The following is a 15826-nucleotide window of genomic DNA, read 5'->3' as shown; positions in this document are numbered from 1 at the left end:
TCCCCACGTGTGCACAAAGCCCGACGACGCAAACTTTACGACGCCCAGGAAGTTTCCAGAGAACTGTTAAGGCTTCGTGACGTCAGGAATGTCGGGGTCTCCTGCGGGGATGCCGCTCCTGGACCGTCACGCCTGGGGCGCACGCTGCCGCCGTCGTACCGGGAGTTCCTTCTGGTCACCGACGGCTGGACGCACGCCGGCTCGTTCGTCTGGCGGCTGCGCGGCACCGGGGAGGCGGGCCAGGCGCCGCTCCGCTACGGGGTGCCGGAGTTCGACGCGGCGGTGCGGGCCGTCGACTGGTCGGCGGCCGACGCCTGGCCCCGGCTGAAGGAGGCGCTGGCGCTGTGGCGGCCGCTGACGGACGACCACGTCGCCCCGGTGAGCCTGCTGGCCGATCCGCGCATCGCGCCGCTGATCACGCCGGAGCGGGGCCGGGAGATCCTCACGGCGTGTCGAGGCACGGGTCGGTGACGCCGCCGGGGCTGGCCAGCTCGTCCTCGGGCAGGCGGGTCAGCTTCGCCCCGGCCTGGTAGGCGCTTTCGAAGAAGTCCAGCACGGTCGACACCGGGTCGTCGGCGGCCCGGACGTCGTCGTAGCGCAGCACCGCCAGGTGGCTGCCCCGCGCCGGGAGCCATTCGGCCCGCTCCGGCCGCAGGGGCTCCCGTTCCAGCCCGTCGGGCTCGGGCGCGGTGTAGGAGTAGAACGCCGGCCAGGGCCGCTCGTCGTCGCCGAACCAGAAGCCGGAGCTGATGACCTCCCAGCTGTACGCCTCCCGGGTGACGGGGTCGACGTCGGGCGAGGCGCCCACGATCTTGCCGGTGAATCGGGTGACCGCGATGTCGAAGGTGTGCCAGAAGTGGTGCACCGGGCTGGTCTTGCCGCAGAACCCGGCGGCGAAGCGGTCGAGCACCTGGGCGACCTGTGACAGGACGCGCCAGTAGCGGTTGGCGAGCGCGGGGTCGTAGGCGGCGTGCGCGGTGTCCTCGGCGAACGGCGTGCTGTCGCCCAGGTCGAACGGCACCGCCAGGATGTCGGGCCGGATGCCGAACCGGTCCAGCGTCGCGAACAGCTCCTCGTAGAACGACGCCACGGACTGCCCCACCAGGCTGAACTCGGCGCTGCGCCCGTCGAGCACGTCCACGACGAGCCGGTGCCTGACGAAGTCGAAGTCGATGCAGAACAGCGGCAGCTCCCCCATCCCGCCCATCGGCCGGGTGGTGAGCCCCCGCCCGGTCAGGTGGAACGGGATCGACCACCAGTGGTTACGCCGGGTCGCCGAGACCAGCCGCACCTTGCCCACGATCTGGGCGAAGCGGTGGATGGTCTCCTTGGTGTCGGCCCACTCCTCAAGCGGCATAGCCGGAAACAACTCCATGTCGCCTATAGTATCCATACCGCTACATATGGTTATCAGCAGGCCAGATGCAAAGCGCTGAGTTGCCAGGGCTCGCCGAGCGAGTTCCCCTGCGGCACCACGTCGGTGGTCACGCTTCCCCACCAGTGCTCGACCCGGAACACGATCGCGGCCGGCTCCTCGGCGGCGACGGCGGCCGCGCAGTCGGTCACCTCCAGCTTGAGATCCAGCCGCACGCTGCCGCGCCCCGGGACGGTGTACGGGAACGGGCGGCCCTCCCCTTCCTTGATCGCGAGGAGGTCCAGTCCGGGGCCCCGCAACCCGACGCCGGTGATCGTGACGGGCAGCCAGCCCTCGTTGACGAAAACCGGCGACGCGGTGATGTAGGAGCGGAACCGCCGGCCGTGGTCGTCGAGGGACCACAAGGCGGTGCCCACTTCGCTCACGCTGCTCGCCTTCTGGACCAGGAGCGGCGTCACCAGCCCGCTGAACCAGATCGCGCCGACCGCCACCGCCGCGAGCGGCACCCAGATTCCTGCCCACCTGACCCGTTTTCTCATTATTGATCCCCCTGTCAGCCGAATGGGCATTCTGCTACTTTTCCCGGGTGGTGAACGGCAGTTGCTGACGACATTTCTTCTGGCGACGGCGGTCGGGGGCGCGCTGGCCATGCGGAATCCCCGTGTTTCCGGGGAGCGGGCCGAATTCTTCGCACGTCACGCCGCGATCGAGGCGAATCCGACCGACCTCAGTCGGATCGGCCATTACCTCGCCGTACGCGACCGTTACACGGTGGCGGGAATCGGCGCGTGCATAATCTTCGCTTTCGCCGGCGAAAACTCCTTTCTCAGCGTTCTCCCTTCGCTGGCGGCCGGCTGGTTCGTCGGCATGCTCGCCGCCGCCGCGTTCCTGGCCCGCGACGGCGGCGGCGTGCTGAAGGTCCTGCCGGAGTCGCTCACGCTCATGTGGCGGGCCGCCGCCGTGATCGCCTCGGCGGTCGCCCTGGCGGCCGTGCTGCGCTCGTTCCAGCACGAGGTGCCGATCGAGCAGCGGTTCTGGGCGGTCGTCACGCTCGCCGTCGTGCTCGCCGTCCTCGTGCTCCTCGCGCGGCTGCGGGCGCGGCCGGGCGACCGGGCCGGGGCGGCGCTGCGCGCCGGCGCCGCGCGTCACCTGGCCGCGTCCGGCGTCGTCGTGGCGCTGTGGACCGCGCCGGGCAGCGGCCTTCCCTACCTGTCCAGCTCGGCGGAGGTGGTGCGGGTCGCGATCATGTACGGCCTGCCGCTCCTGACGGTGGTCCTGGCCGCGGTGGACACCTCGGCGGCGGCGCCGCGCCCGCGCTCCCGCCCCTGGCCGGCGGCGACGGCGCTGCTGCTGGCCGGCGGCCTCGCCCTCCTGCCGTACGGGAACCCGGGCCCGCCGGTTCCGTTCACCGGTAAAGGGTCCCGGGACGTGCTCGCACATGCCGTCTTCGCGACCCCCGCGCAGGACGCCCCCGGCTGGCACCTGTACGACGCGAACGGCGACGGCATCCTGCTGCCCGAGGCGCGCGACGACGAGGGGGCGCCGTTCGCGCTCAGCGGTGACGGGAGCCGCGCCGTCTACCTGGACCGCGACACCGGCCGGATGATGCTCGCCGGGCTGCGGGGCGACCTGCTGGACCCGCTCACGGAGCCGGTGTCGCCGAGGGACCTCCCGGAGCCGATGCTGTCCCGCGACGGTCGCCACGTGAGCCTGACGACCGACGGCGGCGGGACGGAGGTCGTCGACTCGGCCACCGGAGAGCGGGTCCACCTGCCGGAGGTCCGCCGCGTGCTGGGGCTCGGCCCCTACGGGATGATCGCCACCACCGGCCGCCGCGCGTTCACCGTCGCCCCCGACACCGAGCTGCTGACGCTCGACCCGCGGGGCGAGGTGCGCACCCGGACGCCTTTCGACCCCACGCTGCGGCCGCTGGCCTCCCCCGACGGGCGGAGGCTGGCGCTCGTGACCGACGACGAGGTGCTGACCATGAACCCGCGCACCGGCCTGGTCCGCGACCGGGCCCCGCTGCGCCTCCCCGAGCACGAGGAGTCGCCGGTCCCGCTGGGCTGGGCCGAGGACGGGCGCCTGCTGATCGAGCTCGCCGACGCCGGCCACTTCCTGGTGGCCCTGGACACCGGCAGGAGCGAACCCGTCGAGGACCTGCCCGCCGGCTCGGTCCCGGGCAGGATCGCATGAGGCTCGCCGCGGTGGTCGCCGCCGCCGTCCTTGCCCTTGCCTGGCTCCTCACGCCGCTGTGGTCCCGAGGCCCCGTCACGTTCCTCCGGCCGGAGTCCGGGCAGAACGCCCGTCCGGTGCAGGAGCTGCGCGGCCCGCTGCCCGCGCCCGTGCGGTACGCGTACCGGCCCGTCTGCGACGAGCCCACGGCGGCCTGCCGGCACTGGACCCTGGTGACCACGACCGGCGAGCGCTGGTGGGTGCCCGGCGCCGGCGCCGGCGACGACGGGATCACGCTCAGCCGGGACGGCAGGCGGCTGGCGTACCTGCGGGACCGTCACCTGACCCTCAGGGATCTGACCGCCGGGACCGTCAAGCGGATCCGCGTCAGGAAGGAGGGCTACCCTGCCTTCTTCCGCGACGGCCGCCACATGCTCGTCCGGGACGCCTCACTGATCGTCGACGTCGAGCGCGGCAGCACGCGCCGGCTGAAGGGCTCAGGCCGGGTGGCCGGCTGGACCGCCGAGGGCGTCGTGCTGGCCACGTCGAGGAGCAGCCGCGCGCCCGGTCATCTCAGGGCCGTCACGTACACCGTCCACTCGCCGGATGGCGGGCCGAGGAGATCGTGCGCTGGGAGGACGAGGACACCCTCGTCATCCGGGCGACCGGCCCCTGGAACGAGGACGCCTACCACGTGCTCGACCTGGCCACCGGTGACGCCCGCCGCCTCGCCATCACCGTGCCGGGCGTCACCGACGAGCTTCTGAACCCGGCGAACCTGATCGTCGAGATCGGCGACGTCAGTACGGCAGGGCGTACGTCTTGAACAGCTGGCGCAAGAACGGCGCCCTGAACTTGGGGTACGCCACGGTCGACACGTCGCCGTCCGAGGTGTAACGCATGTCCGGGTTCGCCTTGAGCCAGTCGAGCCAGGCCGTCGAGCAGAACTGGGCGCAGTCGCCCTTCTTGTCCATGGCCCTGATACGCGGGATGCCCAGCGGCTCGAACGAGCGGCTGAACGGCGAGGCGGAAGGCGTGTAGCCGGCCAGGAAGACGCCCGCGTGCTTGTAGCCGTCGCCGCGCGCGGCCCACTCCTTCTTGTTCGGCTGGTTGCCGTACGGCAGGGCGATCGTGACCGGCTTGACCTGCGCCAGCGCGGTGATCTCCTTGCCGATGGAGCCGATCTGCTCCTCGACCTGCTTGTGCGTGCGCCCGCGCAGGTTGTGGTGGTCGCGGGTGTGGTTGCCGATGTCGAAGCCGTTGTTCTTCAGCCACAGGAGCATCTGGGCCTGCTCCTCGCGGCCGGTCTTGCCGAACATGTCGCGGGTGACGTAGAAGGTGGCGACGGGGCGGAAGCCGGGGTGCTTGGCGGCGACCTCCTGGAGGATCGCGACCGCGGTGCCGGGCTTGGGCGCGCCGGTGCCGTCCAGCGTGAGCTGGGAGGGCGAGGAGTCGTCGAACGTGAGCACCACCGGGTGCTTGCCCGCCGGGATGTCGATCTTCCCGGTGACCATCTCGGCCGCGGTGATGGGCACGTACCCGTCCTTGACCAGCCGTTCGAGGTCGGCGCGGAACTGCGCCGGGGTGCGGTCGTCGGTGGTGGCGGGCTTGTCGACGATGCGGTGCCACATGAGGACCGGGATCTGGCCGAGCTCGTTGGCCTTGGCCTTCGCGGCGGCGGCGACCTTGGCCGCCTTGGTCTTCTGCAGCTTGGCGGCGGCCTCCGCCTTGGTGTCCTTGACCTGGGCGACGGGCTCCGAGCCGCATCCGGCCACGATCGCAGCGACTGCGACCACACCCACGCCACTGATGAAACGCAGTCGCATTCGAACCCCCCGATGCGTGCACGACTGTTACGGGAGGCTCGTACCCTGCACTGCGCCAAGAGATGGTCTCGACATGCGAAAAGGGCCGCCCGGAGGCGGCCCCTTCACGTGCGATGGTCAGGCCATCTTCTTCTTCAGGTTCTCGTCCAGCGCCGCCAGGAAGTCCTGGGTGGTCAGCCACTTGGCGTCGCCGCCGACGAGGAGCGCGAGGTCCTTGGTCATCTGGCCGCCCTCGACGGTCTCGATGCAGACCTGCTCCAGCTTGTTCGCGAACTCCGTCACCGCCGGGGTGTTGTCCAGCTTGCCGCGGTGGGCCAGGCCACGGGTCCACGCGAAGATCGAGGCGATCGGGTTCGTGGAGGTGGGCTTGCCCTGCTGGTGCTGGCGGTAGTGCCGGGTGACGGTGCCGTGCGCGGCCTCGGCCTCGACGGTGCGGCCGTCGGGGGACATCAGGACCGAGGTCATCAGGCCGAGCGAGCCGAAGCCCTGCGCGACGGTGTCGGACTGGACGTCGCCGTCGTAGTTCTTGCACGCCCAGACGTAGCCGCCCTCCCACTTGAGCGAGGCGGCGACCATGTCGTCGATGAGGCGGTGCTCGTAGGTGAGCCCGGCCTTCTCGAAGTCGGCCTTGAACTCGTTCTCGTAGACCTCGGCGAAGATGTCCTTGAAGCGGCCGTCGTACGCCTTGAGGATGGTGTTCTTGGTCGACAGGTAGACCGGGTAGTTGCGGGCCAGGCCGTAGCGCATGGAGGCGCGGGCGAAGTCGCGGATCGACTCGTCCAGGTTGTACATGGCCATGGCGACGCCGCCGCCCGGGAAGTCGTACACGTCGAGCTCGATCGGCTCGGAGCCGTCCTTCGGCGTGTAGGTGAGGGTCAGCGTGCCCTCGCCGGGGATCTTGAGGTCGGTGGCGCGATACTGGTCGCCGAAGGCGTGACGGCCGACGACGATCGGCTTGGTCCAGCCGGGGACGAGCCGCGGCACGTTGGACATGATGATCGGCTCGCGGAAGATGACGCCGCCGAGGATGTTGCGGATGGTCCCGTTCGGGGACTTCCACATCTTCTTGAGCCCGAACTCCTCCACCCGAGCCTCGTCGGGGGTGATGGTGGCGCACTTCACGCCGACGCCGTACTTGTTGATGGCGTTGGCCGCGTCGATCGTGACCTGGTCGTCCGTGGCGTCGCGGTGCTCGATGCCGAGGTCGTAGTACTTCAGGTCGACATCGAGATAGGGAAGGATCAGCTGGTCCTTGATGAACTGCCAGATGATCCGGGTCATCTCGTCGCCGTCAAGCTCGACGACGGGGCCCTCCACCTTGATCTTGGGCATGCGAATGGTTCCCCTTCAATGAATGGATGCGTTGAGGCTATCGGACGGCCTCGTCAACGTGCGAAAAGGGACAGGATCAACGCCTTGAGCTCGTTGTTGTAGAGCAACAGCGAGGTCAGCACGAGGACGAACCCGAACAGTCCCAGCGTGATCACGTCGGTTTTCTTGCTGCGCACGGCCAGCGGCCCGCCGTAGCCGGCGAACCGCAGCGCGGCGCCGACCATGACGACGGCGCCCAGCGCGAACCCGCCCCACCGCGGGTCCACGAGGAAGACCAGCCCCACGCCGACGGCCGCACCCGCCAGGATCAGCGGGTACGGCCCCCAGTTCTCGCGCCTCGTGTCGCTCAACTGACGTCGCTCATCGCTCGTCGATCGGCTTCCATTTCTGGTCCGTCTCGCCGATGTATTCGCTGTCCGGGCGGATCAGGCGGTTGTCGGCATGCTGCTCGATGACGTGCGCCGTCCAGCCGGACATGCGGCTGATCGAGAAGACGGGGGTGAACAGGTCGGTCGGGATCCCAAGGTAGTGGTAGACCGAAGCGGCGTAGAAGTCGACGTTGGGGTAGAGCCCCTTCGACTCGAAGACGACCTCTTCCATCTCCTTGGACATCCGATAGTAAGTGTCGTCGCCGGTCGAGGCGGCCAGTTCTTCCGACATCCGCCGCAGGTGGGTCGCCCGCGGGTCCTCCGTCTTGTAGACGCGGTGCCCGAAGCCCATGATCTTCTCGCCGGCGGCGAGCTTGTCGCGGACGGCCTGGGCGACGCCGGACGGCTCGATGGACTCCAGCGTCTTCATGACCTGCTCGTTGGCGCCGCCGTGCAGCGGGCCCTTGAGCGTGCCGATGGCGGCGACGATGGCGGAGTGCATGTCCGACAGCGTCGCGGCGCACACCCGGGCGGCGAACGTCGAGGCGTTCATGGTGTGGTCGGCGTGCAGCACCAGGCACTCGTCGAAGATCTCGACCGCGCGCTGGTCGGGGGTGCGGCCGGTGACCTGGAGCAGGAAGTTCGCGGCGATGCTGAGCGAAGGATCGGCCTCGATCGCCTGGGCGCCGGTGCGCGCCGCGTGGTAGCGGGCGATGAGCAGGCCCTGCTGCGCGGTGAGGCGGGCGGCCTTGCGCAGGTTCGCCTCGGGGCTGCTGGAGTCCTTGTCGGAATCGTCGGCCCCGGCGAGCGAGACGAGGGTGCGCAGCGCCTCCATCGGTTTCTGCTTCTCGGCGATCTCGGAGATGTTCGCCGAGACCAGGCCGCCCAGCTCGCGGCCCCGCACCAGCTCCGCCGTGTACGCGTCGAGCTCGGCCCGGGTGGGCAGCTTGCCGCGTTGCAGCAGATGTGCGGTCTCTTCGAACGTCGCGCGGCCGGCCAGGTCGTGGATGTCGTATCCGCGATAGAAGAGGCGACCGGCCTTCCCGTCGATGTCGCTGAGCGCTGTGGACGCGGCGACGACATCGGCAAGACCTTTGGTGGGCTTGTCCGCCATGAGTGTTTCCTCCGCTTATCTCCGCTCGAAGTCTACCCGTGAGCAGGCAAAACCGTCCGCAGAGGTCCAGACCAATTTCACGCGCGATTCTCCTTTCGGCAAAGGAGATTCCGCATCGCCACGTATGGGTAAGCCGGAGCTGTAGTAATAGTTACGGCGGGCTACCTGGGGAGGAACTGCCGTGGAGGGGCCGTTCATACGCATCGAGGACACCGGCGAGGTGGTCCCGTTGCGCCCCGAGATCACGACCGTGGGGAGGGGCCGGGGTGTGGACATCCGGCTCAGCGACCCCAGCGTGTCTCGGCTCCATGCCGAGTTCGTCAGGCGAGGACCCTACCTGTATGTCGTTGACCTGGGCCTGTCCCGCAACGGCACGCGGGTGAACGGCAGGCCGATCGCCCGGAGGGTGCTCGACGACGGCGACGTCGTCTCCTTCGGCGCGGCGCGCGGGCGCATCGGCGGAGTCCCCCGTGAGGACTTCGCCCCCGAGGTCGAGCTGCGCAGGGCCGCGGCGCCCGAGCTGACCAGGCGCGAGGTCGACGTGCTGACCTCGCTCTGCCGGCCGGCGCTGTCGGACGAGGCGTTCGTCGCCCCGGCCACCGCACGGGAGATCGCCGACGACCTGGTCGTGACCGAAGCCGCGGTCAAGCAGCACCTGCTGCGGCTGTATCAGAAGTTCAGGATCCCCGAAGGCACCAACCGGCGCACCCGCCTCGCCAACGAGGTCGTGGCGCTGGGCCTGGTGCGGCCGACCCCTGTGGTGCCACCACAGCGGTCGGGCGCCGCCACCGAGCCGTCAGCGGCGGGGCGCAGGGCTTCCTGAGAACCGGATCGCGACCGGGGCTTCGGCGAGGGGTTCCGGCAGCGTCAGCGGATCGGAACCCGGCGTGATCGTGCCCAGCACCCGCGCGCCCGTGGCGCCGGTGCAGCTGGGCACGGTGGCGGGCAGGCCGTGCGCGGTGAGCCAGCCGAACAGCGAGAAGGCGATCGCCTCCTTGCCGTCGGCCGGCACGCCGAGCTCGTCGCTGGTGACGAACTCGGCCTGCGACGCGCGGGCGCGGAGCATGCCCATCAGCGTGGGGTTGCGCGCCCCGCCGCCGGAGACGATCACGGTGTCGAGCCGGTGCCGGCGCACCTCGGCCGCCACCGTCTCGGCGGTCAGCGCGGTCAGCGTCGCCACCAGGTCCGCCTGTGGCAGCGCGGCCTTGACGTAGCCGGGGGTGAACAGCTCCTTGCCGGTGGACTTGGGCGGTTCCAGCCGGTAGAACGGCTCGGCGAGCAGCTCGCGCAGCAGGTTCTCGTCCACGGTGCCCGCCGCCCCCAGCTTCCCGTCCCTGTCGTACGGGGGCGCGGCGGCGTCGATGAGCGCGCAGGCGGGCCCGGTGTCGTAGGCGATGGCCGGGTCGCGCACGGTCAGGTTGGCGATGCCGCCCAGGTTCAGCGCCCCGGTGCGGCCCGGCAGCCCGGCCATGAGCAGCAGGTCCAGGTACGACACCAGGGGCGCGCCCTGGCCGCCTGCCGCCACGTCGCGCGCCCGTACGTCCGAGACCACCGGCACGCCGGTGCGCTCGGCGATCCAGGCCGGCTGGCCGAGCTGGAGCGTGCCGCGCACGCGGCCGTCCTCCACCCAGTGGAAGAGCGTCTGGCCGTGCGAGCAGACCAGGTCGGCCGCCGGCGCGCCGGCGGCCACCTCGGCGAACGCCTGGCCGATGAGCGTGTCGAGCGCGCAGACCTCGCCGAAGTCGACGCGGCCGGGCGGCAGCGCGGCCGTGATGCGCGCTCGCAGTTCGGGCGGGTACGGCCTCTCCCCGAGCTCGACGAGGGCGCCGGTGAGCACGCCGCCGTCCAGCGACCAGTCCACGAGGGCGCTGTCGATGCCGTCGTGGGACGTGCCGGAGATGAGGCCGAGAACCCGCATGGCGTCAGACCACCCGGAAGCCGCGGCTGGGCTCGCTGGTCCGGTTGGCCCGGTCGACCGCCACCGCGTAGTAGTGGTCGCCGCGCTTGCCCTCGGGGTCGACCCAGCGCACCTGGCGGTCGCCCGGCACGACGGCCACCAGGTGGCGGGCGTCGCCGAACGCCGAGGCGGAGGCCCGCTCCGGGAACCGGAAGATGGCGAACTGGAACGGCTCGTCCCGGCCCGTCGCCACCGCCCGCACCTCGACCCCGCCGTGGCGGCGCAGCGCGTAGGCCACCACCGGGCGGCGCGGCGCGGCGCCGTCGGCCAGCCTCGGCAGGACCGGGGCGAGCGCGGGGCGCGTGTAGTGGTCGGTCACGGCGGTGCTGATCGAGGTGACCCGGTCGGCGCGCAGGTCGTTGGCGTTGTACCAGATGTCGCCGCTGATCTCGGGGTGGTTCCGGTTGAGCGTGAGGTGGTCGGACAGCTCCTTCGGGTCCTGCCACTCGGGCGCCTGCGCGGGGTCGCCGGCCTTGTAGGCGGCCTGGCCGATCCACAGCAGCGTGCCGGTCCCGCTCGCCACGTCGGACCACCACGGCACCAGCTTGGAGTAGTCGGCCGGGGGCTGGCCGATGTACCAGTAGAGCTGCGGCGCGATGTAGTCGAGCCAGCCCTTCTTCACCCAGCCGCGGGTGTCGGCGTGCAGGTTGTCGTACGACTGGCCGCCGTTGGTCTCCGAGCCGAGCGGGTCGGTGCCCTTGTTGCGCCAGATGCCCGACGGGCTGATGCCCCAGGCGACCTCCGGCTTGACCTCGCGGACCCGCTGCTGCATCTCCGAGACCATGAGGTCGACGTTGTGCCGGCGCCAGCTCGCCAGGTCGGGGAAGCCGCCGCCGTACTGGGCGAACGCGGCGCTGTCGTCGAAGGCCGTGCTGTTGGTCGGGTAGAAGTAGTCGTCGAAGTGCAGGCCGTCGATGTCGTAGCGGGCCAGCGCGTCGAGCATCGCGTCCTGGCAGAACTTGCGCACCTCGGGCATGCCCGGGTTGTAGTAGAGCTTGCCGCCGAACGGCAGGATCCAGTCGGGGTGCTTGCGGCCGGGGTGGTCGGGGTGCAGCTTGGCCGGGTCGGCCTGCATCGACACCCGGTACGGGTTGAACCAGGCGTGGAAGGCCAGGCCGCGCTTGTGGGTCTCCTCGACGGCGAAGCCGAGCGGGTCGTAGCCGGGGTCCTGTCCCTGGGTGCCGGTCAGCCAGTGCGACCACGGCTCGAACGGCGACGGCCAGAACGCGTCGGCGGTCGGCCTGATCTGCACGAACACCGAGTTGAGCTTGCGCTCGACGGCCAGGTCGAGCCAGGCGAGGTATTCGGCCTTCTGCTCCTCGACGCTCAGGCCCTGCTTGGAGGGCCAGTTGATGTTGACCACGGAGGCGATCCACATGCCGCGCATCTGGCGCAGCGGTGGCACGTAGTCCGTGGCCGCGAACGCGGGCAGCGGCACGGCGGAAGCGGCGGCGGCGAGGGCGAGGCCCTTCAGGAGAGTCCGTCTGCTGGGCATGGGGGGTGGCCTCTCGGAAGTGGTTGTGTCTGGGGCGACGATGACAGAAAATTACCTTCAGATCAACAACTGTGAAGGAAAATGCCGCATGACCGCTGACCTGTACCGACTGGCCATGGCAGTGCTTCAGCCCGGCTACGAGGGAACCACCGTTCCCGACTGGATGCGCCGAGCGCTGGGCCAGGGCCTCGGCGGCGTCGTGCTGTTCGCGCGCAACGACCCGCGTCCGCAGGTCGTCGCCGAGATCCGCGCCGCGAACCCGGCCGCCGTCGTCGCCGTCGACGAGGAAGGCGGCGCCGTGACCCGGTTCGAGGTCGCCACCGGCAGCTCCTTCCCCGGCAACCGCGCCCTCGGCGTCGCCGACGACGTGGCGCTCACCGAGCGGGTCGGCCGCGAAATCGGCCGCCTGCTGGCCCGGTCCGACGTCACGCTCGACTACGCCCCCGCCGCCGACGTGAACGCCAACCCGGCCAATCCGGTCATCGGCATCCGATCCTTCGGCCCCGACCCCGACCTGGTCGCCCGCCACACCGTCGCCTACGTCAACGGCGTCCAGGGCGCCGGCGTCGCCGCCTGCGCCAAGCACTTCCCCGGCCACGGCGACACCACCACCGACTCCCACCTGGCGCTGCCCACCGTGCACGCCACGCGCGACGAGCTCGCCGAACGCGACCTGCCGCCGTTCCGCGCCGCCGTGGCCGCCGGGGTGCGCTCGATCATGTGCGGCCACCTGCTGATCCCCGCGCTCGACCCCGACCTGCCCGCCACGCTCAGCCGCGCCGTCCTCACCGACCTGCTGCGGGGCGAGCTCGGCTTCGACGGCCTGCTCGTCACCGACGCCATCGAGATGAAGGCCGTGGCCGCGCGTTTCACCCCCGGCGAGATCGCCGTCCGCTCCCTCGCCGCCGGCGTCGACGCCATCTGCGCCGGCCATGTCACCGAGGACAGCCTGTACGAGCTCCGCGACGCCATCGTCGAGGCCGTCAAGACCGGGCAACTGGCCGAGGAACGGCTCGCCGAGGCCGCCGGCCGGGTCGCCGCCCTGTCCGGCTGGTACGCCGCCCAGGCCCCCGCCCGCCAGGCCGCGCTCGCCGAACCGGCCACCGACGCCGGACTGGAGGCCGCCCGGGCGGCGCTGACCCCGACCGGAACCGTCACCCTCACCAGCCCGCCCCTGGTCGTCGAGGTCAACACGCGCTTCAACCAGGCCGTCGACCCGGCCACCCCCACCGGCATCACCGCCGCCCTGACCGCCCTGCTCCCCGGCACCACCCGGGTCCAGATGGAGCCCGGCGGCCCGCTCCCCCGCCTCGGCGCCGGGCTCGCCGCCAAGGTCGGCCTCGGCTCCAGCGCCGACCGGCGCCCCGTCGTCCTCGTCGTGCACGACGCCGCCCGCCACCCGTGGGTCCGCGACCGCATCGCCCAGGCCGTCCAGGAGCGCCCCGACGTGATCGTCGTCGACACCGGCATCCCCGACGCCCCCGCCGGCGCCGTCCACCTGGCCACCCACGGCATCTCCCGCGTCTCGGCCCAGGCGGCGGCCGAATGGCTCACCTCGTGACCGGCACCGTCGACGGCGAGCCGGCCAGCCCGGTCGCGGCCGTACGGGCCGTGCTGCCCTCACTCACCCCCGCCGCCCAGTCGATCGCCCGCATCATCCTCGACGACCCCGGCCTGGTCGTCAGGAGCACGATCACCGAGTTCAGCGTGGTGTCGGGGACGAGCGAGGCCACCATCGTCCGGACCGCCCGCGCCCTGGGCTTCAGCGGCTACTCCCAGATGCGCTTCGCCCTGGCCGCCGCCGTCGCCAAGGAGCCAGAACGGCTCGTCCCCGGCGACCTCGGCCCCGACGACCCGCTGACCGACGTGATCGCCAAGGTCGCCCGCGCCGAGTCGGAGGCGCTCGCCGACACCGCCGCCCAGCTCGACCCGGACGGCCTCGGCGAGGTCGTCACGGCCATCGCCGACGCGCGCCGCGTCGACGTGTACGGCGTCGCCGCGTCCGGGCTGGTCGCCGCCGACATGTCGCAGAAGCTGCTGCGGATCGGGCTGTCCAGCCACCCGTTCAGCGACGCGCACCTGGCGCTGACCAGCGCCGCGCTGCTGCGCGGCGGGGACGTGGTGGTGGCCATCAGTTGCAGCGGGGAGACGCCCGACGTCCTCGTGCCCGCCCGCACGGCGGCCGACGCGGGGGCGCTGGTGGTCGCGATCACCAACAACCCGCGCTCCTCGCTGGCCGGGGTGGCCGACCACACGCTGGTGTCGGCCGGACGCGAGACGGCGTTCCGGCCCGGCGCCCTGGCCAGCCGCATCAGCCAGCTCCTGATCGTGGACTGCATCTTCGTGGGACTGGCCCAGCGGACCTACGACCGGGCCGACGCGGCCATCCGCGCCACCCGCGAAGCCACGGACCGCTACCGCCACCGCTCCTAGGGGCGCCCGCCTGGCAGGCGGACGCCCCGTGGCCCGTCGGGTCAGCCCCGGCGGATCCAGAACGACTCGATGCGGTCGTTCATGTAGTAGCCGACGAAGCCGACGTCCACGCACTCGCAGGCGTTGGCGGTGCCGTTCCAGGTCTGCTGGTCACCTGAGACGTTCACCAGGTCGTAGCCCGTGGCGACGCTGCACCGGTTCCAGGTGGCGAACCCGGAGATGCGGTTGGCCCAGAAGCCCTCCGCCCGCACCCGGTAGCCGTCGGAGTCACACGGGCCGTAGTCGCCGTAGATGCAGCCGACGGTCGTGGGCGGGTCGTTGAAGGCGTGCTCGTTCCACTCCATCAGCAGCGTGCGTGCCTGGATGCTGACGTCGGTCCGGGCCGCCTCCGGGTCGGTGCCGCACGACCTCGACAGGATCGGCGACAGCTCCCCCTTGGGCGCCTTGCCCACGACGATGTTGCAGTACTGCGTCTTCCCCGCCTTCCCCGTGTCGGCCGGCGTGGGCGTGGCCAGGGCCGCGCCCTGCGCGCCGACGAGCCCCGCCGCCAGCAGGGTGATCACGACGGCGAGCCTGTTCCAGATCCTCATTGCGCTCCTTGCCGATCGTTTGACAACTGGCTCCGGACGAGCCGGGTTCCATGCTCGTCCGGCGGGCCCTGGCGGCAAAGGAAAATTCGATTCCCATCGAATTTTCATTGATAGCATCCGGTATATGGATTCTTCACCGAGCGCGGTTTCGCCGTGCCGGGGGAAGCCCCGGGGGATTGGCCGTTCCAGAGAGGCGCACAAGGAGCCGTCCACCGGAACGAGTGGCGGCGACCCGAGCCCGCACCAACTGCGATTACTGCTCGTCCTCGCCGAAGAACTGCACTTCGGCAGGGCGGCGGCACGACTGTTCATGACACAGCCCGCGTTCAGCAAGCAGATCAAGGCTCTCGAACACCGGCTGCGAGTCCGGCTGATCGAGCGCACCAGCCGCAGCGTCGAGCTCACCACCACCGGGAGGAGCCTGCTGCCGGCGATCCGGGCCGCCGTCACCGCCCTGGACGCGCTGCGCCGGGAGGCCGGCGAGCACGCCGCGACCGTCACCGGGCGGCTGGCCATCGGCACCGTCGGCGCGGAGGCCGCGATGCCCTACACCCGCGACATCCTCGACCGCCTCCATGACCACTACCCGGGCATCGACGTGCGGCTTTCCACCCTCAACTTCGCCGACCACCTCGGCGCGCTCATCCGCGGCGACGTCGACGTCGTCTTCTCCCGGCCACCCGCGCCGCCCGGCATCGGCCTCCAGGTCCTGGCCACCGAACCCCGCGTGGTCTGCCTGCCCGCCGACGACCCGCTGGCCGCCGAGCCCCGGCTCACCCTCGCCCAGCTCGGCGAGCACACCTTCGTCGACATGCCAGCCGAGGTGCCGCGCGTCTGGCGCGACTTCTGGGCGGTGAACCCGCGCCCGGACGGCCGCCCGGTGCGCTTCGGGCCCGTCGTCCCCGACATGGAGGCGCTGCTTCTCGCCGTCGCCCGCGGCGAGGCCGCCGGCTTTCTGCCCGCCGCCGCACGCGATTTCTATCCACGGCCCGGGGTGCGTTATCTCGACGTGGTGGATCTTTCTCCGAGTACGTCCGCGCTGGCCTGGTTGCAGACCGACCGCGACCGCCCGGTCATCGCCGCCATCCGCCAGGCGGCCCGCACCTTTCTCTCCCACCATTCGGACGCCTGATATTCACCTGACTCCCTGAGTAAAGGACA

16 protein-coding genes are annotated in these 15826 nt (G+C 71.2%); 7 read left to right on the top strand and 9 right to left on the bottom strand.

Annotated elements, in window-relative coordinates:
* Positions 1-9: 9 nt before the first annotated feature.
* Entirely contained in the window at positions 10-471 is a 462-nt protein-coding gene (locus tag KME80_RS04990) for an SMI1/KNR4 family protein (protein ID WP_219500704.1), read from the top strand.
* Here KME80_RS04990 and KME80_RS04985 read toward each other — a convergent pair.
* Together KME80_RS04985 and KME80_RS04980 are read right to left on the bottom strand one after the other, a co-directional pair.
* On the bottom strand, positions 443-1375 hold the full coding sequence (locus tag KME80_RS04985) for a DUF5996 family protein (protein WP_219500703.1): 933 nt from the start codon (positions 1373-1375) through the stop codon (positions 443-445). The genes KME80_RS04990 and KME80_RS04985 overlap by 29 nt on opposite strands.
* A gap of 35 nt (positions 1376-1410) precedes the next feature.
* Complete coding sequence (locus KME80_RS04980) at positions 1411-1914, bottom strand: hypothetical protein (RefSeq protein ID WP_219500701.1); 504 nt, start codon at positions 1912-1914, stop codon at positions 1411-1413.
* Positions 1915-2146: 232 nt separating this feature from the next.
* Here KME80_RS04980 and KME80_RS04975 point away from each other — a divergent pair, with 232 nt between their 5' ends.
* Both KME80_RS04975 and KME80_RS04970 read left to right on the top strand, forming a co-directional pair.
* On the top strand, positions 2147-3571 hold the full coding sequence (locus KME80_RS04975; protein WP_219500699.1) for a TolB-like translocation protein: 1425 nt from the start codon (positions 2147-2149) through the stop codon (positions 3569-3571).
* Entirely contained in the window at positions 3568-4317 is a 750-nt protein-coding gene (locus KME80_RS04970) for a TolB-like translocation protein (RefSeq protein WP_219500698.1), read from the top strand. Before KME80_RS04975 ends, KME80_RS04970 begins: the two co-directional genes overlap by 4 nt.
* A gap of 33 nt (positions 4318-4350) precedes the next feature.
* On the opposite strand, the gene KME80_RS04965 is transcribed toward KME80_RS04970, so the two are convergent.
* From KME80_RS04965 to KME80_RS04950, 4 genes are all read right to left on the bottom strand, one after another.
* Positions 4351-5352, bottom strand: coding sequence for a polysaccharide deacetylase family protein (locus KME80_RS04965; protein ID WP_308125619.1), 1002 nt, complete (start codon positions 5350-5352; stop codon positions 4351-4353).
* 141 nt (positions 5353-5493) lie between these two features.
* The gene (locus KME80_RS04960) at positions 5494-6708 is read right to left on the bottom strand and encodes an NADP-dependent isocitrate dehydrogenase (RefSeq protein WP_219500694.1); all 1215 of its coding nucleotides are present in this window, start codon (positions 6706-6708) and stop codon (positions 5494-5496) included.
* Positions 6709-6761: 53 nt separating this feature from the next.
* Complete coding sequence (locus tag KME80_RS04955; RefSeq protein ID WP_219500691.1) at positions 6762-7058, bottom strand: DUF3017 domain-containing protein; 297 nt, start codon at positions 7056-7058, stop codon at positions 6762-6764.
* 10 nt (positions 7059-7068) lie between these two features.
* The gene (locus KME80_RS04950; RefSeq protein ID WP_219500689.1) at positions 7069-8190 is read right to left on the bottom strand and encodes a citrate/2-methylcitrate synthase; all 1122 of its coding nucleotides are present in this window, start codon (positions 8188-8190) and stop codon (positions 7069-7071) included.
* Positions 8191-8371: 181 nt separating this feature from the next.
* Here KME80_RS04950 and KME80_RS04945 point away from each other — a divergent pair, with 181 nt between their 5' ends.
* On the top strand, positions 8372-9013 hold the full coding sequence (locus KME80_RS04945; protein ID WP_219500688.1) for an FHA domain-containing protein: 642 nt from the start codon (positions 8372-8374) through the stop codon (positions 9011-9013).
* Here the strand turns inward: KME80_RS04945 and KME80_RS04940 are convergent.
* Positions 8987-10108 (bottom strand): anhydro-N-acetylmuramic acid kinase, encoded by a 1122-nt coding sequence (locus KME80_RS04940; protein ID WP_219500687.1) that lies wholly within the window; start codon positions 10106-10108, stop codon positions 8987-8989. The genes KME80_RS04945 and KME80_RS04940 overlap by 27 nt on opposite strands.
* A gap of 4 nt (positions 10109-10112) precedes the next feature.
* Positions 10113-11642 carry a glycoside hydrolase family 10-like protein gene (locus KME80_RS04935; protein ID WP_219500682.1) on the bottom strand — a complete coding sequence of 510 codons (1530 nt, stop codon included), beginning with the start codon at positions 11640-11642 and terminating at the stop codon, positions 10113-10115.
* Positions 11643-11730: 88 nt separating this feature from the next.
* On the opposite strand from KME80_RS04935, the gene KME80_RS04930 reads away from it, so the two are divergent.
* Positions 11731-13203: a glycoside hydrolase family 3 protein gene (locus tag KME80_RS04930; RefSeq protein ID WP_219500681.1), complete on the top strand. Its 1473-nt coding sequence runs from the start codon at positions 11731-11733 to the stop codon at positions 13201-13203.
* Entirely contained in the window at positions 13188-14075 is an 888-nt protein-coding gene (locus tag KME80_RS04925; RefSeq protein ID WP_219500679.1) for a MurR/RpiR family transcriptional regulator, read from the top strand. The genes KME80_RS04930 and KME80_RS04925 overlap by 16 nt, the downstream gene beginning before the upstream one ends.
* A 41-nt stretch (positions 14076-14116) precedes the next feature.
* Here the strand turns inward: KME80_RS04925 and KME80_RS04920 are convergent, their stop codons facing one another.
* Positions 14117-14665 (bottom strand): hypothetical protein, encoded by a 549-nt coding sequence (locus KME80_RS04920; RefSeq protein WP_219500677.1) that lies wholly within the window; start codon positions 14663-14665, stop codon positions 14117-14119.
* A 124-nt stretch (positions 14666-14789) separates the two neighbouring features.
* Between KME80_RS04920 and KME80_RS04915 the strand changes: the two genes are divergently transcribed.
* Entirely contained in the window at positions 14790-15797 is a 1008-nt protein-coding gene (locus tag KME80_RS04915; protein WP_219500674.1) for a LysR family transcriptional regulator, read from the top strand.
* The last annotated feature ends 29 nt before the right edge of the window (positions 15798-15826 follow it).

Origin of the sequence: Nonomuraea ceibae, assembly GCF_019396325.1 — a bacterium.
GTDB classification, from domain to species: Bacteria; Actinomycetota; Actinomycetes; order Streptosporangiales; family Streptosporangiaceae; genus Nonomuraea; species Nonomuraea ceibae.
The sequence above is the reverse complement of the archived record's forward strand: the minus strand, read 5'-3'. Positions and strand labels throughout refer to the sequence as shown.

What these genes read in the sequence shown, in the direction of transcription:
- KME80_RS04985 (WP_219500703.1), bottom strand. Translation starts at nt 1,375, where the DNA reads ATGGAGTTGTTTCCGGCTATGCCGCTTGAGGAGTGGGCCGACACCAAG.
- KME80_RS04980 (WP_219500701.1), bottom strand. Translation starts at nt 1,914, where the DNA reads ATGAGAAAACGGGTCAGGTGGGCAGGAATCTGGGTGCCGCTCGCGGCG.
- KME80_RS04970 (WP_219500698.1), top strand. Translation starts at nt 3,568, where the DNA reads ATGAGGCTCGCCGCGGTGGTCGCCGCCGCCGTCCTTGCCCTTGCCTGG.
- KME80_RS04960 (WP_219500694.1), bottom strand. Translation starts at nt 6,708, where the DNA reads ATGCCCAAGATCAAGGTGGAGGGCCCCGTCGTCGAGCTTGACGGCGAC.
- KME80_RS04950 (WP_219500689.1), bottom strand. Translation starts at nt 8,190, where the DNA reads ATGGCGGACAAGCCCACCAAAGGTCTTGCCGATGTCGTCGCCGCGTCC.
- KME80_RS04940 (WP_219500687.1), bottom strand. Translation starts at nt 10,108, where the DNA reads ATGCGGGTTCTCGGCCTCATCTCCGGCACGTCCCACGACGGCATCGAC.
- KME80_RS04935 (WP_219500682.1), bottom strand. Translation starts at nt 11,642, where the DNA reads ATGCCCAGCAGACGGACTCTCCTGAAGGGCCTCGCCCTCGCCGCCGCC.
- KME80_RS04930 (WP_219500681.1), top strand. Translation starts at nt 11,731, where the DNA reads ATGACCGCTGACCTGTACCGACTGGCCATGGCAGTGCTTCAGCCCGGC.
- KME80_RS04925 (WP_219500679.1), top strand. Translation starts at nt 13,188, where the DNA reads ATGGCTCACCTCGTGACCGGCACCGTCGACGGCGAGCCGGCCAGCCCG.
- KME80_RS04920 (WP_219500677.1), bottom strand. Translation starts at nt 14,665, where the DNA reads ATGAGGATCTGGAACAGGCTCGCCGTCGTGATCACCCTGCTGGCGGCG.
- KME80_RS04915 (WP_219500674.1), top strand. Translation starts at nt 14,790, where the DNA reads ATGGATTCTTCACCGAGCGCGGTTTCGCCGTGCCGGGGGAAGCCCCGG.